This is a genomic window from Methylobacterium thuringiense (genome assembly GCF_022179645.1).
In the GTDB taxonomy this organism is placed as follows: Bacteria; Pseudomonadota; Alphaproteobacteria; order Rhizobiales; family Beijerinckiaceae; genus Methylobacterium; species Methylobacterium thuringiense.
Window position 1 is genome coordinate 1 of the sequence record NZ_BPRA01000018.1, and the last position, 20,580, is coordinate 20,580.

General features: G+C 67.1%; 21 protein-coding genes and 1 pseudogene. 8 read left to right on the top strand and 14 right to left on the bottom strand.

Annotation, left to right across the window (positions count from 1 at the left end; translation table 11 throughout):
- Positions 1–214: 214 nt before the first annotated feature.
- From MFF07_RS18585 to MFF07_RS18640, 12 genes are all read right to left on the bottom strand, one after another.
- Entirely contained in the window at positions 215–610 is a 396-nt protein-coding gene (locus MFF07_RS18585; protein ID WP_238232592.1) for a hypothetical protein, read from the bottom strand.
- Positions 611–1,072: 462 nt separating this feature from the next.
- Complete coding sequence (locus MFF07_RS18590; RefSeq protein ID WP_238232593.1) at positions 1,073–2,830, bottom strand: LysM peptidoglycan-binding domain-containing protein; 1,758 nt, start codon at positions 2,828–2,830, stop codon at positions 1,073–1,075.
- 232 nt (positions 2,831–3,062) lie between these two features.
- Positions 3,063–4,196, bottom strand: a complete 1,134-nt coding sequence (locus MFF07_RS18595; protein ID WP_238232594.1) for a coiled-coil domain-containing protein — start codon at positions 4,194–4,196, stop codon at positions 3,063–3,065.
- 104 nt (positions 4,197–4,300) lie between these two features.
- Complete coding sequence (locus MFF07_RS18600; protein WP_238232595.1) at positions 4,301–4,801, bottom strand: YidB family protein; 501 nt, start codon at positions 4,799–4,801, stop codon at positions 4,301–4,303.
- 58 nt (positions 4,802–4,859) lie between these two features.
- Positions 4,860–6,260, bottom strand: a complete 1,401-nt coding sequence (locus tag MFF07_RS18605) for a TAXI family TRAP transporter solute-binding subunit (RefSeq protein WP_238232611.1) — start codon at positions 6,258–6,260, stop codon at positions 4,860–4,862.
- Between the two features lie 52 nt (positions 6,261–6,312).
- Entirely contained in the window at positions 6,313–6,759 is a 447-nt protein-coding gene (locus MFF07_RS18610) for a BA14K family protein (RefSeq protein ID WP_238232596.1), read from the bottom strand.
- Between the two features lie 173 nt (positions 6,760–6,932).
- Positions 6,933–7,370 carry a CsbD family protein gene (locus MFF07_RS18615; protein WP_238232597.1) on the bottom strand — a complete coding sequence of 146 codons (438 nt, stop codon included), beginning with the start codon at positions 7,368–7,370 and terminating at the stop codon, positions 6,933–6,935.
- A 73-nt stretch (positions 7,371–7,443) separates the two neighbouring features.
- Entirely contained in the window at positions 7,444–7,647 is a 204-nt protein-coding gene (locus tag MFF07_RS18620) for a CsbD family protein (protein ID WP_147078889.1), read from the bottom strand.
- An 87-nt stretch (positions 7,648–7,734) separates the two neighbouring features.
- Entirely contained in the window at positions 7,735–8,664 is a 930-nt protein-coding gene (locus tag MFF07_RS18625) for a PhnA-like protein (RefSeq protein ID WP_238232598.1), read from the bottom strand.
- 127 nt (positions 8,665–8,791) lie between these two features.
- On the bottom strand, positions 8,792–9,295 hold the full coding sequence (locus tag MFF07_RS18630; protein WP_238232599.1) for a CsbD family protein: 504 nt from the start codon (positions 9,293–9,295) through the stop codon (positions 8,792–8,794).
- 58 nt (positions 9,296–9,353) lie between these two features.
- The gene (locus tag MFF07_RS18635) at positions 9,354–9,515 is read right to left on the bottom strand and encodes a CsbD family protein (protein WP_238232600.1); all 162 of its coding nucleotides are present in this window, start codon (positions 9,513–9,515) and stop codon (positions 9,354–9,356) included.
- Positions 9,516–9,605: 90 nt separating this feature from the next.
- The gene (locus MFF07_RS18640; RefSeq protein ID WP_238232601.1) at positions 9,606–11,066 is read right to left on the bottom strand and encodes a helix-turn-helix transcriptional regulator; all 1,461 of its coding nucleotides are present in this window, start codon (positions 11,064–11,066) and stop codon (positions 9,606–9,608) included.
- A gap of 250 nt (positions 11,067–11,316) precedes the next feature.
- On the opposite strand from MFF07_RS18640, the gene MFF07_RS18645 reads away from it, so the two are divergent.
- From MFF07_RS18645 to MFF07_RS18655, 4 genes are all read left to right on the top strand, one after another.
- Positions 11,317–11,943 carry a sigma-70 family RNA polymerase sigma factor gene (locus MFF07_RS18645; RefSeq protein WP_238232602.1) on the top strand — a complete coding sequence of 209 codons (627 nt, stop codon included), beginning with the start codon at positions 11,317–11,319 and terminating at the stop codon, positions 11,941–11,943.
- An 859-nt stretch (positions 11,944–12,802) separates the two neighbouring features.
- Complete coding sequence (locus tag MFF07_RS18650; RefSeq protein WP_238232603.1) at positions 12,803–12,961, top strand: hypothetical protein; 159 nt, start codon at positions 12,803–12,805, stop codon at positions 12,959–12,961.
- Positions 12,962–12,990: 29 nt separating this feature from the next.
- Positions 12,991–13,125 carry a hypothetical protein gene (locus MFF07_RS22575; RefSeq protein ID WP_283206831.1) on the top strand — a complete coding sequence of 45 codons (135 nt, stop codon included), beginning with the start codon at positions 12,991–12,993 and terminating at the stop codon, positions 13,123–13,125.
- Positions 13,126–13,463: 338 nt separating this feature from the next.
- Positions 13,464–14,300, top strand: coding sequence for a transglutaminase-like domain-containing protein (locus MFF07_RS18655; protein WP_238232604.1), 837 nt, complete (start codon positions 13,464–13,466; stop codon positions 14,298–14,300).
- Positions 14,301–14,842: 542 nt separating this feature from the next.
- Here the strand turns inward: MFF07_RS18655 and MFF07_RS18660 are convergent.
- A complete protein-coding gene (locus MFF07_RS18660; RefSeq protein WP_238232605.1) occupies positions 14,843–15,256 on the bottom strand; it encodes a response regulator in 414 nt (137 codons plus the stop codon).
- Positions 15,257–15,883: 627 nt separating this feature from the next.
- Between MFF07_RS18660 and MFF07_RS18670 the strand changes: the two genes are divergently transcribed.
- Complete coding sequence (locus MFF07_RS18670; protein ID WP_238232607.1) at positions 15,884–16,186, top strand: hypothetical protein; 303 nt, start codon at positions 15,884–15,886, stop codon at positions 16,184–16,186.
- A 251-nt stretch (positions 16,187–16,437) separates the two neighbouring features.
- Here MFF07_RS18670 and MFF07_RS18675 read toward each other — a convergent pair whose 3' ends face one another.
- Positions 16,438–17,391 (bottom strand): GlxA family transcriptional regulator, encoded by a 954-nt coding sequence (locus tag MFF07_RS18675; RefSeq protein ID WP_238232608.1) that lies wholly within the window; start codon positions 17,389–17,391, stop codon positions 16,438–16,440.
- A gap of 131 nt (positions 17,392–17,522) precedes the next feature.
- Between MFF07_RS18675 and MFF07_RS18680 the strand changes: the two genes are divergently transcribed.
- From MFF07_RS18680 to MFF07_RS18690, 3 genes and pseudogenes are all read left to right on the top strand, one after another.
- Positions 17,523–18,440, top strand: coding sequence for an alpha/beta fold hydrolase (locus MFF07_RS18680; protein ID WP_238232609.1), 918 nt, complete (start codon positions 17,523–17,525; stop codon positions 18,438–18,440).
- A gap of 113 nt (positions 18,441–18,553) precedes the next feature.
- Positions 18,554–19,012, top strand: coding sequence for a DUF302 domain-containing protein (locus MFF07_RS18685; protein WP_306424650.1), 459 nt, complete (start codon positions 18,554–18,556; stop codon positions 19,010–19,012).
- Positions 19,013–19,062: 50 nt separating this feature from the next.
- Positions 19,063–20,343, top strand: a pseudogene (locus tag MFF07_RS18690) (MFS transporter).
- Positions 20,344–20,580: the final 237 nt, after the last annotated feature.

Sequence of the window (20,580 nt, forward strand, 5' to 3'; positions counted from 1 at the left end):
TTTTGACACGGCCTGGACCCACTCCAGTCATTCAAGCTTGCCGCTAAAATGCCTGAAAGCGGCGGCCTGCGGACCGAGGTGACCCTACCAGCCTGAGTCCACAGTGCCCTTGGGCCAGACTCCAAAAAAAATGCAGTGCACCAGGATCGCTCCGGGCGCACTGCACTTCCGCTCCGGACCTCACCGTGAGTCGCGAGACGCTGGGCCGGCCAAATCAGTACCCATAACCGTAGGCTGGGTAACCGTAGCCATAAGCCGGTGCGTATCCGTAGGCGGGTGCATAGCCGTAGCCACCACCGTAGTACCCGACCGGACGCCCATAGCCATAACCGCCGTAGCTGTTCGCCACGATGGCACCGGCAGCCAGACCGGCGATGCCGAGACCGATGGCAGCCCCTGGGCCGATGCCGCGGCGGTAGCCGTAGCCACGACCATATCCGCCGCCGTACCCGCGGTAGCCACCGTAGCCGCCCCGGAAGCCAACGCCGCGGTAGCCGCCGCCATAACCGTAGCCGCCGTGGCCACCGCCCCAGCCGCGAGCCTCGGCGGGTGCCGATGCCAGCAGGCCGAGTCCTAGCAGCGCCGTGGAGGCAAGTGCGAGCTTGCGCATTCGATAACTCCTGTCCTTCGGGATGTGGGCTTGAAACAGCTCCGCCTGCTCGACCGTTCCGGCAGCGGCGATGGTACAACACGTCACAGGGTCAGTAGCCGTTGCCGCCGGGGTAGGCGTCGTAGCCTATAGCCGGTGCGAACCCGTTCGATGCCGTGGTCGGCCCACCCCAGATGTAGCCTTGCCCTGTCGGGTAGACCGCGAGATGGTCATAAAGGCGAGTATCACCGACGTGATTGCGTGGGGTTCGTCCTGCACGAGAAAGACTCGAATGCACGCGTCCTGCAACATTAGACAGGACAGACGGCATGATACGCATCAACGCCTCCGGCTTGAGCTGAGTGACCGGAAGCATTCTCGGGACGATACGGTTCCCGCACGGTCCTATCGGCGGAAGGACCGCAGACCTTTAGGTCCGAGGCGGAGCTATCCTTAAATGGTGGGACCGGGTCATTGTCGGATTTATCTTTCGTCGTGGACGGCATCGATGGCGTCCTCACTCGGCAGCACGAACACCTGGCCAGGATAGATCAGGTCCGGGTCGCGGATCTGATCCTGATTGGCGTCGTAGATCGCCGTGTACCGGTCACCCTCGCCATAAGTCCGCCGGCTGATTGCCCAAAGGCTATCACCGCGCTCGATCCGGGCGGTCCTCACCTCCGGTACGTAGACGGTGCCAGGCGCGGGCTCAGTCCTGATCGGGTCCCGGACGGTTTCCGAGGAAGCCGGCGCCCCCGGTGTCTTAGACATGGAATCCTTCGGCGCGTCTGAGGTGCCTGCATTCTCGCCTTGTCCTCCGACCGTCGCCGGCGAGGATGCGTTCGACGCCACCTTCCCACCGCCGGCCTTGTCTGGCGATGGCTCGGACAGTGTGGCGACCGCACGGCTCGTCCCGACGGTCCCAGCGATATCGGGAACGGAGAAGGGCACCTCCACTCGGGTTTGGACCTTCCCCGACGCGGCATCGACCTGATCGAGCCGGACCTTGTAGTCCCCCGGCTTGACCCCTCGGCCGATGGTGAAGGTCACGGTGCCGTCGCGACTGACCGTGGCAGGGGCGATCAGGGTGTCGTTAAGGTAGAGCCGGACGGTCGCACCGGCGGGAGCCTGGCCGCTGACGAACAGCCGACCGCCTTCCTGCGCATCGATGCTGACGACCTTGGTCGGCGCCGATGCTGATCCCACTACGACTGCCCGCTCCGTCGGCGTGGCCTGAGGTGCGTTAGAGGGGCTGGACCTAGTGGCGCCGGATACGTCTTGATCCGATACCTTAGCGTCGGGACTTCCGCCGTTTTTGGTCCGGCTGGATCGCGCCGCTTCGTTTGCGGCAAGGGGGCCCGAAGCGTCGTCGGCCGGAACGGTCCCACCTGACCCAAGCTGGATCGGGGGGGCGGTGCCCGTCATCGTCTGTCCAGGGGACGTAGCATCGGGAACCGGGCGGGTTGCCGTCTGTGACGAGCCTGGCTGCGACAGCACCACGGTCGGCTTGTCCGGCGAGGTCAGGGCGACCAACGGCTTGGCATCGTACGATGGCGAGACCGCCACCGCGACGCTGTCCCGTGATTGGCGAACCACGCCCTTATCATCAGTCACCCGTAGGCCGACCTCGCTATTGCCGGCCGGGAGAGCCGGAGGAACGACGGCAAACTGACCGTTCGCATCCGCGACCGCCCTGGCTGTCGGCTTGCCGTCGACCAGGAGTTCCACGGTGCCGTTGGGCGTCGCCCGTCCGGCTACTACCAGTTCCCCGTTCGGCTCGACGCGCACAGTGTCGAAGGACGGGGAACTCGGGTCCGGGGCGCTGGGCGCCATCGCCGCACCTGGTTCACCAGGCGTCCGCTTTGTCGCCGATCCGCCCGGAGCGACAGCTTCCGCGGTGCCTCCTTGGCTGCCAGCGATCTTGGGCTGTGACAGGGCAGCCACCGGTTGCCTGCTCTCGCCGTCCGACGTCGGCAGCGGGGAACCGAGCCGCCAAAGGAAGCCGCCACCGCTGACCAAAGCCAGGGTCAGCCCGATCCCGAGAAGGAGGGCGAGGAGTGCGATGGCAGTCCCGCGGCGTCGCACCGGGTTCGTAGTGTGCCCGGCGGGCGCCGGAACGAGCGTCGTGCCCCTCTTCCCGGAACCGCCACGTTTGCGGAAGAGGGCGGCGAGCAGGCCCACGACAACGAGGAGGATCGCCGGGAACACCCGAAGGAAGGCGCGGCTCAATCGGGTCAGCATATTGTCCTCGTTTCCCTCAGCCGGCGCGAGTCATGTCGGGGGAGGCCAGATCCTCGGGCAGGCCCAACCAAGTCTCGGCGGGACGATGCTCCCGATGGCGTCGGTCCGTCGTCGGCCGCACCGGACGATCCGGCTCGGGACCGCTCGTAGGCGGCGATGGCCTGCGAGCATCCCTTCGACAAATGTGGTCGACTGCGTTTGAAGCAGGCCGTAACCTCGGGCCGTTGCCGTCTCAGCGAGCCGGCTTGCTCGGTGCCGCGGCGGGCGGGGTAGCAAGTTGCTGGCGCACCTCGGCGAGCTTGGCCTGGGCCGCGCTCAGGTCCTGCCGGGCCGAAGCCAGACGCTCAACGACGGCCGCTGCCTCTTTGTTGCGGGTGGCCAGAGTCTCGGTCAGCGTGGCAAGCTCACCCTGTGCATCCGCCTGACGCTTGCGCAGGGCGTCGAGGGCGGCGGTGCCGGCATCGCGGTCGGCGGAGAGCTTCTGCAGCGCCTGTTCGGCCTGGCCACTCTCCGAGACGACACGATCACGCTGGGCCTGGGCCTCGGCGAGCTCCTTCTGGACGTTCGCCAAGGCGTTGCGCGCCTGTCCGGCATCACGGTTGGCCTGCTCGACGTCGGCGGTGAGCTTGTCCTTGCTGGCGGTCAGGTCGGCGACGGCCTGATCCGTGTCCGAGCGTTGCTTGGTGGCCTGATCGGTCGTGGTCCGCGCGTCGGCCAGTTCCTTTTGGGCGGCGGCGGCGGCTTCGCGAGCGTTCTGCTGGCGCTCCTCAGCCTTGGCGAGGTCGGCCGTCTTGGCCGTCGCCTCCTGGGTCATGGTCGCGAGATCGGCGCGGAGCTTGGCCTCCTGCACCCGGACGTCCTCCAGGCGGCGACCGACCTCGGCGAGATCCTGGGTGCGGTCGACTGCAGCCTTCTCAGCGGTCGTGATGGCCTCGCGCAACGGCGCCAACTTGCCCTCGGCCTGCGCGACCTGGGACTGAAGCTCGGTGAGCTTCTGCGTCTCGGTCTCGGCCGTCTTCCGCGCCTCGGTCGCTTTGGCCTCCGCCGCCTTCTGCTCCTGGCTCAGGGTCGCTGCGCGGGCCTTCGCCTCCTCGGCAGCCTTGCTTGCCTCCTGGTCCTGCTGTTTGGCGGCAGCGACCTTGGCCTGGAGCGAGGCCAAGGTGCCGGCGGTCGAGATCTGGCGGTCCAGGTCGGTGCGCAGCGCCGTCTGCTGACCCTGCAGGTCCTCGATGCGGTGGTCTCGGGCGCTGCGCTGACGCGCGCCGGCAATGGAGGCGACGACGAGCCATACGAGCAGCACGGCGGCGACGACCGCGAGGCTGAAGGGAAAGGGGCGTCGAAGCTCGGAACGGTAGTCGATGGCCATGTGGGTCTCGCAAGGTCGGGGAAAAGCGTTGAATCGAACCCCGGCGCGGCGTCGCCCGGCGTCGTGTGCGGCCGGCGCCCTCTGGCGCCGGTCGTGTCGTGGCGTCAGGCTGGAGTACGGCCGTCGGTGGCGTAGCGGTCGATGGCCGACGGCAGCTCGCGCGAGAGGCGCGATAGCAGCGCGCCGCGGCTCAGGCCGGTCTGCTGGGTGAGGTGGTCGAGGGTGTCGTGGCCGATGGCGCGTTCGAGGTCGGCCTCGGGGATGTCGCGATTAGCGCCCTGGTTGACCCAGGAGCTCGCCGTCTCGCCGTGGCCGCCCTTCGTGAAGTGGTCGACGAGCTCGCTCAGGCCGCTGGCGATCAGGCCGCCGACGCCGGCCGTGCCGAGACCGCCAAGCAAGCTGCCGAGGTTCCCGATGCCGCCCGTGAAGCCGGCGTTGGAGGCGGTACGCGGGATCGGCGGCACGCTGCCGTGGTTCGGGCTCAGGGAGGGGTTCGCCGGGGCGTCGTGGCCCTTGAGGAGCTCGGCGAGCTTGTCGCGGTTCTGGTAGCCGGCCACGGCCAACAGGCCGAGCAGCGCGGTCATCGAGGGGTAGCCCTTGCTCATCGTGTTTCCTTTCCCGTGTTGGACATGGTGCCGGATGGGAACATCCGGGGTCTCGCGGTCAGGCCGCCGCGTCGGAGGTGGCGGCTCCCGTCGAGGTCATGCGCCCGGCGAGGTCGGGCTCGTCGCCCGTCGGTTGCCCGGCGGCGATGGTTCGCTTGACCGTGGAGCGCGCCGCGTCGATGGCGATGGCTGCCGCCGACATCGTCCTGGCCTCGGTCGGGCGTTCGAGCGCGTGCTTGGCAATGTCGCCGGCCAGATCATCGATCTCGCGGGCAAGGCTTTCGAGGCGGCTTGCGTCCGCGCCGTCCTGCGCCTCGCGCCGGATCTCCAGCAGCTGGTCGGTGGCCTCCTCGATACGTTCGCGCCGGATGCGGGACAAACGCTGTCCGACCCACGCGACTGCCGAGCCGATACCGCCCCCGAGGAATGCGACGAGGTAGATCCAGGTCTCGTAGCGCTCGACGAAGCCCTGCTGCTCGCGCTCATAATAGTCGACGGCACCGGGATGGATCGGCAGCCGCGCACTCGTGGCGGCCGCGGTGCTGTCGTAGCCCGGTGCCTGCAGGTAATCCGCGGCCGGGGTCACGTTCGCCATGCCGCTTCGCAACTCGAACAGGTGCTGGGTCACGTCGGCCGCAACCGGGCGAGACAGGTTCGCCCGCGCCATCAGGCGGTAGGAGGCGCCGACAGTGGCCACGTCCTCGGCCGGGACCTTGGGGCTGCCGCCGAAGGTCTCGGCTGGCATGGTCACGGCCTGGAGCCGCGGCAGCCGAGCGACGATGGCGTCGGCGTTCGCGACCGTCACGAAGGCGACCTTTCGATTCTCGCTCGCCCCCTGCACGATGTCGATGATGCGTTGGGCCGCCGGAGCCGTCGGCGAGATCACGGAGATGACCGCATCGACGCGCTTCTCCGCGAACGCCGCCGCCAGGTCGGTCTCGGGCATCTCGACCAAGGCGACGTGGCGGGGCGGCAGCGGCCCCTCGGGATCCTTGTCGAGGAGCGTCAGCCCGTAATGCTCGACCATCGCCTTGATCAGGGCCTGGTCGGCATCGCGGTGGGCGAGGATGGCGAGGCGCTTGCGGTCGAGGTCCGGAAAGCCGGTCAGGCCGGACGCCTCGGGTGACGCGATGATCATCGCCTGGTCGCGCAGGATCGCGAGCGTCAGGCCGTTGTCGGGGAGGTCGACGTCCGGGCGCACCACCGCGAGGTCGGCACGGCCGTCCTGAAGCGCTGCCGCGCTGTCGCGCACGTCGTCGAAGGAAAGGACCTTGAGCCGGATCTCCTTGTGACGCTTGGCCAGGGCGTCGGCATAGGCCTGGATCACGGCCGGCTCGGTCCCGTCGCTCGGCGCCACGGCGATGGTCAACACCGTGGCGCGGGACACCCAGTAGGCCGTCGCCGCCCCGAGCCCGAGCAGCACCGCGAGGGCGAGGAACACGAACTCGCGGCGCAGCATGAGGCCCGGAACGGTCACAGTCTCCGGGCCTCGGCTCGGCAGGACGGTCCGGCTACGGGCACGTGTGGCGGTCACCGTCGTTGCCGAGGTAGGTACCGCTCGACGCGTCGTAGGACCGGAAGCGTCGAGCGCACGCGGCGACGGCCTCGGGGCCGGGACCGCCTTGCACGACCACCGGCGCGGCCTGCGCCTGCGAATTCGCGATGGCGCCTCCGATGATGGCGCCGGCCGCGAGGCCGGCCACGCCTGCGCCAACCGCAGCGCCGACGCCGGGACCACGCCGATAGCCGTAGCCGCGACCGTAGCCATAGCCCCGGCCGTATCCGCGTCCGCCGCGCCAGCCGTGACGATGACCGAAGCGGCGGTACTGGACGTAGTCGGTCGGCAGGTCACCGCGCACGAGCGCTTCGATAGGCGCTGCGGAGGCCGGCGCAGCCTGGGCCGGAAGGCCGACGAGGGTAGCGGCGACGGTGGCGGCGAGTGCGAGAGTCAGCTTCATCGTGGATCGGTTTCCTGGATAGGGTTCGGGTGTGAAGGAGGTCAGTGCCCCCGGCGGCTCGAAGGCGTGGCGGACCGGCCCCCGAAGCGGCGGCTGACGTAGGCGATAACCTTCGGAAGCAGGAAGGCGGTGAGGAGCTTGCGGATCATGGGGTCGTCTCCGGGATTGCGGGTTCAGTGCCTACGACGGGACAGCCAGCCCACGGCGAAGGCGACGGCGGCGAGGCCAAGCAGGGCGGAGGTGCGGTTGTCGTCGGCGTAGCGCACGGCCTGTCGGCCATAGGATGCGCCGCGCTTGCGGGCATGGCGGGCGAAGTCGCGGCCGTCCGAGATCAGGTCCCCCGCGCGGTCGCGGGCCTCGTCGACGAGATGCCGTCCGTCATCGACGAGGTGACCGGCGCGATCCCGAACCTCGTGGGCGAGGTAGCGGCCGTCCTCGGCCCAGTCCTCGGCGTGATCCCGAGCGCGGCCGTAGGCGTACTGCGCGCCGCCGGCGATCTGGTCGACCGCACCGCGGACCTGGCGGCGGGGATCGCCGGTGAGGCCGCCGATGGCGGTCTGGGCGCGGCCCTGGAGGTGGCGCTTGGCGCCGCGGAATTCGTCGCGGTTCATGGTCCGCTCCTGTCGAGAATGTCGGTAAAGGTGGAGGCGGGACGGCCGCATGGCCGTCCCGGTGTTGCGCCGGTCAGATCTTGCTCTTGACCTTGTCGGCGAGGTTGGAGGCGCCGTCCTTGACGTCGCCGACGGTCTTCTGGGCTTCGCCCTTGAGTTCCTGGGCCTTGCCCTCGGCGACGAGCTTGTCGTTGCCGGTGACGTTGCCGACGCCCTGCTTGACGTTGCCGGCGGCCTCGTTGGCCAAGCCCTTGATCTTGTCGGTGGTGCTGCTCATCGAAAATGCTCCTGTCCGAGTGTTCAGGGGAACCGGCCGTACCCGACCGGTGAGGATCGGCCCCGGCGAACCGGGGCCGAATGGCGATCAGGCGCGACGGGTGTCGTAGACGGTACCGGTGGTGCCGAACGTGGCGAGCTTCGGAGCGCCGAGACGGCCGCCGAGGAAGCCGGCCAGGGCGCCGAGGATCAGGGCGAGGGCACCGTAGAGGGCAGCCTGGGTGGCGGCGCTGCGGGTGGCTTCGGCGGCGGCGATGGCCTTCTTCTTGGCCTCAGTGACGGCGACCTCGTACTGCTTCTCGTAGTCCTGGATCTGGGCCTTGGCCTGATCGACCGGGATGCCCTGAGCCTTGGCGAGGGCCTCGGCGGCGCGGTTCTCGGCCTGTGCCTTCTGGGCCGGATCACCCGAGAACACGGCGCGGATTGCGGCAACGGCTGCGTCCTTGGCCGCCTGCGGGTCCTGGCCGGCGGTCTGCTGGCGGACCGACTGCTCGATGCCGTCGAGCGGGTTCGAGATCTTGGACAGCGACGGGGCAGCAGCCTGGGCAGCGGTCTGCACCGTGCCGCCGATCAGGTTGCCGGCGCCGCCGAGCGTGCTGGTCACGCCGCTGAAGGCGCCGCCGACGATGCCGCCGACCGCCGAGGTCAGCAGGTAGAGCACCACGAGCGTGGACACGGCCCACGACACGAGGCCATGCGAGCCGGCGCTGTTGCCGCTGGCCTTGCCGGAGAGGCGGCCAGCGAGGATGCCGCCGACGAGCGCCGCGACGATGCCGGAGATCACGAACCAGAGGCCGGCACCGAGCGACAGGGTCGAGGCGGCGGGATTGTCGGCGGCCGGGCCACCGACGGTCGACAGGCCGATGCCGACGCCGACCATGTTGAGGATGACCTGGGCGACCAGGGCGATCACGGCGCCGGCGAAGATCGCACCCCACGAAACCTGGTGCAGGTGCACTGTGGTGGCAGCGGCCGATGCCGTAGCGGGAGGGGTCGCGAGAATGGGGGAAGTGGACACGTACAGTTGCTCCGGGTCGTCGGTCGTCCGAGGTATTCGGTCGTTCGAGGGGTTGGTGGGTAGGGTGGAACTTCAGGGTCCGACCGCGCAGTCCCGGCGTGGTCGGACCAAGATCGTGGGCTGCGGGTCAGTCGCGGCCGTGGATGAGCAGGCTGAGGCCGTAGCCGAGGAGGCCGGCCACGAGCAGGGCAGCGACGGGGTGCTCGGCGATCTGGCTGGTGGCCTCGCGGCCGCCCTGGCGCAGGTAGTGTCCGCTGTTCTCGTAAGCGTCCTCGGCCCGGTCGTAGGCCTCACGGCCGGCGCCGCGAACGGAGCGCTCGGCGCGCTCGTAGGTGTCGCTGGCCGCACCCTGGGCGCGCCGGGCACGGTGCTCGACGTCGTCGGACCCGATCAGGCCACCGACGGTGTCGCGGACCTTGCCGCCGATGTCGCGGGCGGTGTCGGCGACCTGCTCGGCGGCGTCGCGGACGGTGTCCTTGGCCTGGCCGTAGAGGTTCTCGGCGGAGCCTTGCGCCTCGCGGGCGCGGCCCTCGACCGAGTCCCGCTTCGACCCGGTGAGGTCGCCCACCGCGCCCTGCACCTTGCCGCCGAGTTCCTTGGCGGCGCCGGTGATGCGATCCGTATCAACCATGATGTGTTCCCTGATGAAGTTTTAAGACGTTTTCGTCGAATGCGACGCGCGACAGAAGCTACGACTTGGGGGTAGGCTTTGGTTTCGCGTCGGACTTCGGTAATTCCTGCTGAGATTTGCCTTCGGCCTCGACCTTTGGATCGCCGATCAGCTTGCCGATGGCTTCCTTGACCGAACCCCTGAGCTTGTCGGCGTCGTCGGTCGTCTTCTGCGCGCTCACGGGATGCTCCGATGCCTGGGCGGTGACACAGCACTCAAGTGGCCCACCATTCCTGGCAAGCAATGATGCAGATGTACCAATTGAGTGGATTTATTTGCTGGGTTTCGTGAGTGGAAACCCGTTGTTCCGGCCCCATACGATGGCCTCGGAACGCTTATGCACGTCGAGCTTCCGGTAGAGCGACGCCGAGTGGTTGCGCACCGTGTTCCGGGACAGGCTGAGCCGCTTGGCGATGGCCTCGTCCCCGAGCCCCTGGCAGATCAGGTCCAGGATCTGGCGCTCGCGTACCGAGACGTTCGGGACGATGCCGTCCTGATGGTCGGTTCCCGGCCGGCGCAGGTTGGCGAGCTTCTCGATCAGCCCTCGGCTGAACCAAGACGTATCGGCCATCACCGCCTCGACGGCGTCGAACATCTCGCGCTCGGAACGCTTCCGCTCGGTGATGTCCTGCAGGACCATCAGGGCGAAGGTCTCCGAGCCGATCTCGACGCGCTCGGCCGAGACCAGGCAATCGAGGTTGGTGCCATCCTCGTGCTTGAGGCAGACCTCCAGGCCGAGCACGTAACCGGTGCGCGCCACCGCCGACTCGAACTTGACCCGGGCGGCATCGTGGACCCAGAGCCCGAGATCGGCGGGCGAGCGTCCCGACATTTTGTCGGCACCATAGCCGAACACCCGTGTGAAGGCCTCGTTGACACCCGTGACGGCAAAGTCGTCGGCGCGCGCCAGAAGCGTTGGCACCGGGGTCATGCTGAAGGCCTTGGCAAAGCGCTCCTCGCTCTGGCGCAGGGCCGTCTCCGCCTTCTTGCGCAGGTCGAGATCGGCGAAGGTGAACAGCATGCAGGGGTCGTCGCCCAGCTCGATGGGCTGGCCGGCGACGATGACGAACCGCGTCCCACCATCGGGCAGGTCGAGGCAGGCCTCCATCTGCGGGATGGTGCCGCCGCTGTTGAGACGCGAGATCGCCAGGTCCCGGCTGCGGGCGCCGGCCAACACGTCGACCTCGTAGACGCTGCGGCCGATCACGGCGTCGCGCGTGTAACCGGTCATTTCCAGGAAGCCGAGGTTGACCTTGACGTGGCGCAGGTCCGAGAGCCGGCAGATCACGGCCGGGGCCGGGTTGGCGTTGAAGGTGGCCTCGAAGCGCTCCTCGGCCTCGAACTGGTCCGAGACGTTCTTGAGGATGAGGGCGAGGCAACTCGGATTGCCCTCGCGGTCGGTGGCGACCAGGCTGCGCAGGGAATGGACGTAGTCGACGTCGGGCTTGTCGGTACGCTTCACCTCGACGATGACGTCGTGGAAGCGCTCGCCCGATACGACGCGCTCCATCGGATACTGGTTCGGGGTATGGTTGTTGCGATAGCGCAGGGCAAAGCGCTCGCGATAGGCTTCGATCGTCTCGCCGAGCTCGCCGACGGTCTCCGCCCCGTGCATCTCAAGCGCGGCCTCGTTGGCGTAGGCGATGGTCTGGTCGGGCTCGACCAGGATCACGCCCTCGCTCAGGCCGGCGATGATCTGCCTGAGCTCATGCCTGTCGACGCCAACCATCACCTTCGACCACCCTCCCATTGCTTGGATCAAGCCCGGCCGTAACAGCCGATTGGGAAGAAGGGTTCCAGCGCAAACAGACGATTGGCTGGTATATCTGGATCATTGACGTGAACGTGAAGGATCAGCCAGAAGCGGCCACGCATCGTCTGCCGTAGAGGGGCGGACGCACCCGGTCGTTATCGGGAAGAAGGCTGAACTCCCGCTTATGTACGTAAGTATCAACTCTGAAGAACCTTCGCCTGGCGAGGGATTGCCCCGTCATGTCCGGGATCTGATCGGCCAGCGACTGGACGAGCTCATACCCAGGGCCGACGCGGTCGATGCCGATACGGAGCTCGGCCGGGTCCTGCTCCGGCTCCGGACCGCCCTGCGCGACGCGGAGACGGGCCATCACGGCAGGAAGGCGTTCGGCGACGAGCTCATTGCCCTCGTGCCGCGCCTGCGCCGCTTCGCCTTCGTTCGCACCGGCAACGCCGCGGAGGCCGACGACATGGTCCAGGCGACCCTGATGCGGGCCTGGGAGCATCAGGACCGGTTCGAGACCGGCAGCAACCTCATCGCCTGGCTGTTTACGATCCTGCGCAACACCCATCTGAACCAGGTCAAGCGCCGGCGCCGCGAGGTCGAGGACGTCGACGGGGTCATCGCGGGGACGTTGTCCTCGGCTCCCGACCAGGAGCATCGGATCGCCCTCAATGAGTTGCAGGCCGCGTTGGACGAGCTTCCCGAGGATCAGCGCGAAACCCTGCTGCTCGTGACGGTCGACGGGCTCAGGCAGGAGGAGGCGGCCGCGATCCTTGGCTGCCAGGTCGGCACCGTGAAGAGCCGGGTCAGCCGGGCCCGCGAACGCCTTGCCATCGCCCTGGGCCTATCATGACCTTGGAAGGTCCCGTCGAAGAGCGCGCGCCGCCGTTTGACCTCAGGCCCGTCGGCGCCCAGGTTCATACCGCCTTGGACAACTATCTACGGGATCGCGCGCCCGACGAGCGGCTGGCATTCTGGAAGGCCGTCGCGCTCGGCTACGGCGGGAATTTCGAGAGCCTGGCCGGATGTCCGATGCCGACTCCCGCCGTGACATCGCCATAGCCTGCGCCTGATTGCGCACGGGTCTGCAATAACGCGACGCGCGCTGTGTTTTACCAAGTCAGAGCATTTCGAATTGATGCAACCGCATCATTGAGCGATGTCACGAAGGTTATATCTCACTGTCACCACTGAACGCGTCGATGCGAACGGTGAGCAAATTCCAAAGTTATGCCGGACCCCAAGAGTCCCCCCGATTAGGTCCGGCATGGCCGCAGGGCCGGACGTCGTGCCGTTCCGGGCGCACGTTCGGCCCGTAGGCCATCCATCACGATCAGTCACGGAGGATCCCTCGATGGCCAACCCCGGAATGCCCGATCCCATCCCCGGTGGTGACATCCCCACCGAGATGCCGCCAAGGCCGTTTCCGGGCGAGCGTCCGCTCGGGCCGGACGAGCCATCAGCGCCCTTCGAGGACGCGCCAATCGACGAGCCGGTGGAGCCTGGCGTCGGGCCCGATCACCTGCCTGGGGCACCCACGGACCCGGGAATACGCGTCTGAGCTTGGTCTTGGAGGACTACGAGGCGCGGGCCACCTGGGAAGCCATCGAGTCCGGCATGGGGCGTTCCGAACTCATGGCAATCCTGGACGGTCAGCGTGTGACAGAGCTCGTCCCACCTCATGCCGGCGAGCCGATGGCGCGGACATCACCGTGGACGTCCAGGACGCTGCCGCGGCCGGCACCGTCAGGATCAACAACTACGCCATGATCCTGCACGAACTCGCCACCAACTCCGCCAAGTACAAGGCGCTGTCGGGGGGCGGCACGCTCAGGGAGCGGGGCGCGTCGACGGCAGGGACCCCAGGCTGACCTGGGAGGAAGGTGCCGCGCCGTCGGCGATGCCCAAGGTCGAGGGCGCCGTGTTCAACTCCCGCCTCCTCAGGCAAACCATCGAGCGGAGTCTCCGCGGCGCCTTCACCCGCACCATCGATGCCGAAGGATTGCGCTTCGAGATGGTCGTCTCGGCCAGGTAGTCGTCGAGATCCACCGGATGGCGCCCTCCGCGACCGTCAGAGACCGGTGGGGAAGCGGACCCTGGCCTGTGCGAACACGGCGTCAAGTGCAACTCGGCAGCACTTCGGCGCGTCGATCCGCAGTCAGCGCCCAGATGCTGGCGAGGATGCAGAACAAAAAGGCCCGGCTTTCAGTATGCCGGAGAAGAAAGCAGCCCATTGCCGCCGATCTTGACCAAGATTCCGGGGTGTTGCCGAATATTTGCGCAGCCCCATGGGTCGGATCTTGTCCGTACCAAGGAACCCGCCGCCGTATAACGATGTTACGGGCCGTTACTTTCGCTGTGACTGGAACTGCCATGCTCATTCGGACGGGTTTTACCCTCGCCTTCGACACCTTCGGCCCGACCCCAATGAACCTGCTGCTGAATGTGCGTCCCGAGCGCGGCGGCGACTTGGTCACGCCCGAGACCATCAACTTCAGCCCGGCAGTGCCCGCACGCCAGTCTCGCGATAGTTTCGGCAACGTCGTAACGCGCATCGTTGCCCCCGGCGGTCGGATCAGCATGTCGGCCGACTTCATGATCCAGGACTCCGGGCAGCCTGACGAGCAGGCTCCGAACGCCGAGCAGCATCCTGTCGAGGAGTTACCCGACGACGTCCTGCCGTTCCTCCTCGGTAGCCGCTATTGCGACACCGACAAGCTGTCCGGGATTGCCTGGTCGCTGTTCGGCGGTACGGCGCCTGGTTGGGAGCGGGTGCAGGCAATCGTCGATTTTGCGCATACGCGGTTGCGCTTTAACTACCAGGACGCCGACGACACCCGCAGCGCCTTCGATGGCTACAACCAGCGGAAGGGCGTCTGCCGTGACTTCGCCCATCTGGCGATCACGCTGTGCCGCTGCATGAACGTTCCGGCCCGCTACGCCACCGGTTACCTCGGCGACATCGGCGTGCCGCAGGACCCGGCGCCGATGGATTTCTCGGCCTGGTTCGAGGTCTATCTCGGTGGTCGCTGGTACACCTTCGACGCCCGCCACAACCGTCCGCGCATCGGCCGTATCGTGATGGCCTACGGACGCGATGCAACCGATTGCGCACTGACGACGAGCTTCGGTCGTGCACCGCTGGCCCAATTTGACGTGCACACGGACGAAATGCCGGAACAAGAAATCACGCTCGCACGGGCGGCGTGAGTGGAGGGACTCTCGTTGGCCCGCACCCAGAGGCCCTGACCGATCTGCACATGGCCAGTGAAGAGCAACGGCCCGGGCAGACACCTGCAGCGCGGACCAACATACAGCTGCCCCGATCTCTGGCGGATCGGGCACCACTGTTTGCGAGCCGCGAGACGCCCGCTGTCACGCAGGTCGTACCCTGCGTGCTTTCTCGGGAACCTCCCGGAACCCGCTACCGCGGTTTAGACTGACGGTAGCGATTGCCGGTGGAAGTGTGGCGCCGGGCTGACGGCCGCCAGAGTGGCGATGAGCGCCTTCACGCGTGCGATCTCGACGGCCATCCACCCACCCCAGTCGTTTGGGCTTCCCAGCGCGATGCCCGAAAGCGGACGTAAGGCGCAACACCGTTGTACGACTGGAGCTACCCGGGACCGGATTAGGAGCATGGGTTCCATCCGTCAGTTTTCGACTACTAACGGTAGCAATACAGCTGTCACCTTCGCGGGAAGTCCAACCTGATCTGTCGCTCCAACAGAGGCAGTGCGTGGAGGCGGTTGCTGCTATCGCTTAAGGGCCTTTAACGGCTCCGGCTTTCGACCGTCCGGAAGGATCATGTCGAGATGGTCGTGGACCATCCCCGCGCTGAACGGCTTGTCGAGGAAAATTGCACCATCGGGTAGATCGCCTACCCCTGGCTGCACTCCACCTGATGCGACAACAATCGAGATGTCGGGCCATCGCCTCGCAGCCGTTCGTGCCACCTCGAAGCCGTCAGGACCGCCAGGCATTTCGACGTCCGTGAACAGCAGGACGATCGACCCCGCATACTGGTCGAGGAGCTTGATCGCCTCCACTCCGTTTGCTGCCGACAGAGCATGGAAGCCCGCATCTTCCAGGATCGTCACCGCGTCCCATCGAACGAGGCCGTCATCATCGGCGACCAATGCATACGGTGAGTTCGATGGGTTCGGCATGCCGGTCAAATCAGGACCGCGGCCAAAGGTTCAGATCACGTGCTCTCTTCGAGGTCGCGGCGACCTTGATCCCGACAGGGCATCTTTTACTGGCAGGTGCGGAACTCCATCTCCCCACCACACAAGCCCCCGCACCACGGGGAGCACCTGGGAGACCCACTATGCGGATTGCAGCCATCGGGGCGCTCGCCGTCCTTTCTATCTCCGTCGCCGGTCAGGCCGAGGCGAAGGGGTGTATCAAGGGTGCTATCGTTGGTGGCATCGCAGGCCATTACGCCGGGCATGGCGTTGTCGGCGCCATGGGCGGTTGCGTCGCGGGCCGCGCCTTGGCGAAGCGAGCCGACCGTAAGGCAGCTACCCCCGATCCCGTACCGTCGCGTGGCGCTCCCTCCGCCCGTTCTGGATCAGGCGGGTACGTCGCCTACTGATGAGTTCACGATCCCGCGACGCATCGTCAACGGTGCCGTGCGTCGCGGCTTTTTCTTCTTGTTCACTCGTCTACGAGGGCGGTACGGCAGGTGGCATCGCTGCACTCATCCTACTGTCGAACATTCGCCTCAACAGATGGGCAATGGTCTCCCTCTAGCGCGCCGACGCTTGGTTCGGAGCGGCGAAGGTGAGGGTGACATGAAGACGATTTTGGCGACGGCTCTTGTTTTCGGCGGTCTGACCGCTTTGACGCCGAATGCTCAGGCCCGTGATGGTATCGGTGCCGGCGGTGCAGCAGCCCTTGGCGTTCTGGGTGGCCTTGCCGTTGGCGGCGCCATCGCTTCCTCGAACAACGGTTACTACTCGGGGCAGCCGGTCTATCGGGCTCCTCGGCCGGTCTATGTGGAAGAGGATTACGGTCCGGTCTGCCACTTTGAGCGCCGCCGGTTCGTCGATGCCTACGGCGACGTCTTCTTCCGCCGCGCTCGCGTCTGCGAATAGGCACTGCTCCTTGAAGCTCACCCTGGCCAGCACCCGCTGCGCCGGGGTTTTATGATTTGTAAGTGCGCGTCGGGCGACCGGAGGCTCTGGCCTTGCACCCCGTTTGCCCCCGTTCATAACCAGGGTCCGTTCTGGTTCTGGTCCTGAGAGTCAGCGGAACCAGGCCCCGTTCAAACGACGCAGCCAAAGTCGCGATGCTACGCCGCAACCGATCGCGCCTCACTTCCGGCGCGATCTGTCCCAACGACGACTCAAGCGGTCTGGCCGGGTTCGTGATGACGGACGTTGCGCCGGATGACCTGGGGCGGCTGACCGAACGCCCGCAGGAAGGCCCGACGCATCCGTTCCCGGTCGGCGAAGCCCGTCTCCTGCGCTACCGCGTCGAGCGAATGCCGGCCGTCCTCCAGCATCGTCCGGGCGGCCTCCAGGCGGAGGTTCTCGACCGCCTTCGCCGGTGACTGGCCGGTCTCCTCCCGGAAGATGCGGCTGAACTGGCGCGGGCTCAGATGGGCAGCATCGGCTAGTTCCTCCACCGAGAGTTCGTTCCTCAGGTTGCCCCTGGCATAGGCTAGGACCTTCTGGACGCGGTCGGTCCGCGGCTGAAGCTCTAGAAGGGCGGAGAACTGCGACTGGCCCCCCGTCCTGCGGTGGTAGACCACGAGCATCCTGGCGATGCCCTTCGACATCTCGGCCCCCAGATCGTCCTCGACCAGAGCCAGCGTCAGATCGATCCCGGCCGTCATGCCGGCCGAGGTCCAGACGTTGCCGTCCGAGACAAAGATGCGATCGTCGTCCACCTTGATCGACGGATGAAGCCGCTGCAGGGCGCGGGCGTGGGCCCAGTGGGTCGCCGCCTTCCGGCCGTCGAGCAAGCCCGCCTCGGCCAGGAGGAACGCCCCCGTGCAGGTCGCGGCGACCCGGCGCGCGGTGGCCGCGGTCTCGCGCAGCCGCTCGACAAGGCCCGGCGCCGAGGCATCGACCCTGACCGAGCCCACCACGATGACCGTGTCGAAGCGACGGTCTGAGAACGGCTCCGTCTCGATGACCATCCCGATGGAGGTCCTGATCGGCCCGCCCTCTTCCGATAGGAAGATCACGTCATAAAAATCCCGGCCGAGCTCCAAATTGGCCAACTCGAAGGCCGTCAGAGAGGCGAGGTTCATCACCTGGAACCCGGGGAACAGGACGACACCGATGGACGGCATGAGTGGCCCTGCGTAAATGTCCGAAAAGGTCGGATGTTTGACATATGGGATATGGCAGGGCGCGTCTAGGTTCGATGGCGACGGGCGTGGGCAACACCCCGCGCCGGACCCCTCGCCCAGGAGTTTGTCTTATGACCATGCAAAGCATCACCGCCCTCGGTCGCGACGCCGAGGACTACACAAGCCGCTGGCTCGCCTCCGGCGAGATCGCCGTCGCGACCCTGCGGGACGGGACCCGCATCCGCTACGTCCGTGCGGGAAGCGGGCCGAACCTCGTCCTGACCCACACCGTGCGGACGCAGCTCGACCTGTTCCAACGCGTGATCCCGCTGCTCTCGCCTCACTACACGGTCTTCGCCCTCGATCTGCCGGGCTTCGGCTGGTCGGACCTTAAGCCGGACGCCCCGAAGGACGAGCCCACCCTGCGGGCGGCCTTGCGGGAGTTCATCGCGACCCTCGGCATCGAGCGCCCGATCCTTGCGGGCGAGTCCATCGGCGCGACGCTCTCGCTCTCGCTGGCCGCTGAACTCGGCGACACGGTCGAGCGGGTCTTCGCCTTCAACACCTACGACTACCTGCCGGGACTGGAGCGCTCGAACCTGCTCGCCTCGATCATCATCAAAAGCGTGCGGGCGCCGGTCGTCGGCCCGGTCTTCGCGGCTCTGGAGAACCGGTCCATCACCGGCGGCATCATGAAGGGTGGTTTCCACGATCCGCGCAGCCTGCCCTCCGACCTCTTGGACGAGTATGCCCGGGTCGGCTCTCGGGCCGGCTACGCCCGGGCGGCGCGGACCCTGCTCAAGGCGCTCCCGAGCTTCGTCGCGGCCCGCGCCCGCTATCCCTCGGTCACCGCGCCGGTCACGCTGGTCTGGGGTGACAAGGACTGGGCCAACCTGCGTGACCGCGCCGGCGTCGAGGCCGCACTCCCCTCGCCGGAGGTGGTCACCCTCGACCGGACGGGACACTTCAGTGCCCTAGAGCGTCCCCAGGCTTGGGCCGACATCATCCTGGCTAGGATGGCGAAGCGGAAGCTCTCGGCCGTCGGCTGACGGCCGGTGGCCACGAAGCCGAACGGGCGGCCGTCGAGGCCCGCCCCACATCCCCTCACCCTAAGAAGCGCGGGTCGATATCCATGTCCGAACAGATGACCTCGACCCACATCATGGTCGAACACGTGACGCTCCACTCACCCAAGACCTTCGAGGTGGTGCGCGCCGCCCTGGAGGCTTCGGTGCCTCACCTCGACCACGCCTATGCCGGGCTGCTGCGCGACGGGAAGGTGGACGCGGCACGCGACCTCCTCGAACGGCAGGCGCCACTCTCGATCTTCGGCGCCCGCGACCACGGCGGTCTGCTCCTCACCGCCGGTCTGACCCGCAAGGCCGTCCAATACGACATTGGCAATCCGCTGACGGCCGCGCGAATGACCCGGCACGTCCTCTCCGCCGCCCTGTACGCGCCGATCCGGGTGCTTCTGCGTGAAGATGCCGAGGGTCATGTCGCGTTCGAATACGATCGCCCGGCCACAACCTTCGGGCAGTTCGGAAACTCGGACGTCGATCGCGTTGCACGTGACCTGGATGCGCAACTCCGGACCACGCTTGCCGCTGCTGCCGGCTGAACAGTAGCAGCGCTGTTGCGATATCTGCTTTTCTGCCTCGGACGAACGCAATGAGCCTGATCGCGACCGCCGATGGAAAAAACCGGATGCATTACGGCTGGATCGTCGCCGCGGTGACCTTCCTGACGATGCTGGTGACCGCGGGCGCCGTGGGCGCGCCGGGGGTCCTGATCGCACCGCTTGAACGCGAGTTCAGCTGGGCCAATGCCGACATCTCGTCGGCCCTGGCCATACGGCTCATGCTCTTCGGACTGATGGGGCCGTTCGCGGCGGCTTTCATGAACCGCTTCGGTGTCCGTCGGGTCGCTGGCGTCGCGCTGGTCCTGATCGCCTGCGGGGTCGCCGGCTCCTTCGCGATGACGCGGATCTGGCACCTGCTGCTCTTCTGGGGCCACGTCGTCGGTCTCGGCACGGGCCTGACGGCCATGTTGCTCGGCGCCACCGTCGCCACCCGCTGGTTCGTGGCCCGCCGCGGGCTGGTGCTCGGCCTGCTCACGGCCAGCACGGCGACGGGGCAACTGGTGTTTCTGCCGCTGCTCGCATGGCTCACCGACCGTTAAGGCTGGCGCACGGCGCTCGCCTTCGTCCTCGTCATGCTGGTGACGGCGACGGTCGCGGTCCTTGCGTTGATGCGCGACCGCCCGTCCGATCTTGGGCTTCGCCCCTACGGCGCCACGGCCGACGTCCCCCCGCCGCAGGCTCCGGCGGGGTTCACAGCGATGCTGATGTCGCCGCTGCTGGCGCTGCGCGTGGCGTCGATGTCGCTGACGTTCTGGGTGCTGTCCGGGACGTTCTTCGTCTGCGGCGCCAGCACCAACGGCCTCGTCCAGACGCATTTCGTCTCGCTGTGCGGCGACTACGGCATCGCCGCCGTCACCGCCGCGGGCATGCTCGCGGTGATCGGCGTGTTCGATTTCGCCGGCACCGTCGGATCGGGCTGGCTCTCGGACCGTTACGACTGCCGCGTGCTGCTGTTCTGGTACTACGGACTGCGCGGCCTTTCCCTGCTCTACCTGCCGTTCTCTGAGTTCACCTTCTACGGGCTCTCGCTGTTCGCGATCTTCTATGGCCTCGATTGGGTGGCCACGGTGCCCCCGACGGTGAAGCTCGTGGCCGACCGGTTCGGCGAGAACGCCAATCTCGTGTTCGGCTGGGTCTTCGCGGGTCATCAACTCGGCGCGGCGACCGCAGTTTATGGGGCGGGCTTCAGCCGTACCGTTTATGCGAGCTACCTGCCGGCCTTCTTCCTCGCCGGCGCGCTTTGCCTGTTCGCGGCGGCGGCGCTGTTGCTGATCCGGGAGCGACCACCTCTCGCCGCGATTGCCCGGTGACGATGCCCAGGATTGCAAGAATGCAGCTCTTCCAAAGTCCATCGGTCGGCAGGCTGTGTCCGCGTGAATGACCGCTTCTCGTCTTTGGCTCTCAGAAGCAGCCGGACAGAAATCCACCCAACCAAGCCATTCAGCATCGCCGCCTTGCGCCATATGCGGACATCAGCCCACCGCCCGGCAGCGGACATTCACTCGGAGGTGAGCGACCGTCCGGTGTCGACCCTGGCTGTGTCAAAA

Excerpts from the sequence above, each read along its gene's own strand:
- MFF07_RS18585 (WP_238232592.1), bottom strand. The coding sequence starts at position 610 with ATGCGCAAGCTCGCACTTGCCTCCACGGCGCTGCTAGGACTCGGCCTG.
- MFF07_RS18590 (WP_238232593.1), bottom strand. The coding sequence starts at position 2,830 with ATGCTGACCCGATTGAGCCGCGCCTTCCTTCGGGTGTTCCCGGCGATC.
- MFF07_RS18595 (WP_238232594.1), bottom strand. The coding sequence starts at position 4,196 with ATGGCCATCGACTACCGTTCCGAGCTTCGACGCCCCTTTCCCTTCAGC.
- MFF07_RS18600 (WP_238232595.1), bottom strand. The coding sequence starts at position 4,801 with ATGAGCAAGGGCTACCCCTCGATGACCGCGCTGCTCGGCCTGTTGGCC.
- MFF07_RS18605 (WP_238232611.1), bottom strand. The coding sequence starts at position 6,260 with ATGCTGCGCCGCGAGTTCGTGTTCCTCGCCCTCGCGGTGCTGCTCGGG.
- MFF07_RS18610 (WP_238232596.1), bottom strand. The coding sequence starts at position 6,759 with ATGAAGCTGACTCTCGCACTCGCCGCCACCGTCGCCGCTACCCTCGTC.
- MFF07_RS18615 (WP_238232597.1), bottom strand. The coding sequence starts at position 7,370 with ATGAACCGCGACGAATTCCGCGGCGCCAAGCGCCACCTCCAGGGCCGC.
- MFF07_RS18620 (WP_147078889.1), bottom strand. The coding sequence starts at position 7,647 with ATGAGCAGCACCACCGACAAGATCAAGGGCTTGGCCAACGAGGCCGCC.
- MFF07_RS18630 (WP_238232599.1), bottom strand. The coding sequence starts at position 9,295 with ATGGTTGATACGGATCGCATCACCGGCGCCGCCAAGGAACTCGGCGGC.
- MFF07_RS22575 (WP_283206831.1), top strand. The coding sequence starts at position 12,991 with ATGCCCAAGGTCGAGGGCGCCGTGTTCAACTCCCGCCTCCTCAGGCAA.
- MFF07_RS18655 (WP_238232604.1), top strand. The coding sequence starts at position 13,464 with ATGCTCATTCGGACGGGTTTTACCCTCGCCTTCGACACCTTCGGCCCG.
- MFF07_RS18660 (WP_238232605.1), bottom strand. The coding sequence starts at position 15,256 with ATGCCGAACCCATCGAACTCACCGTATGCATTGGTCGCCGATGATGAC.
- MFF07_RS18670 (WP_238232607.1), top strand. The coding sequence starts at position 15,884 with ATGAAGACGATTTTGGCGACGGCTCTTGTTTTCGGCGGTCTGACCGCT.
- MFF07_RS18675 (WP_238232608.1), bottom strand. The coding sequence starts at position 17,391 with ATGCCGTCCATCGGTGTCGTCCTGTTCCCCGGGTTCCAGGTGATGAAC.
- MFF07_RS18680 (WP_238232609.1), top strand. The coding sequence starts at position 17,523 with ATGACCATGCAAAGCATCACCGCCCTCGGTCGCGACGCCGAGGACTAC.
- MFF07_RS18685 (WP_306424650.1), top strand. The coding sequence starts at position 18,554 with ATGGTCGAACACGTGACGCTCCACTCACCCAAGACCTTCGAGGTGGTG.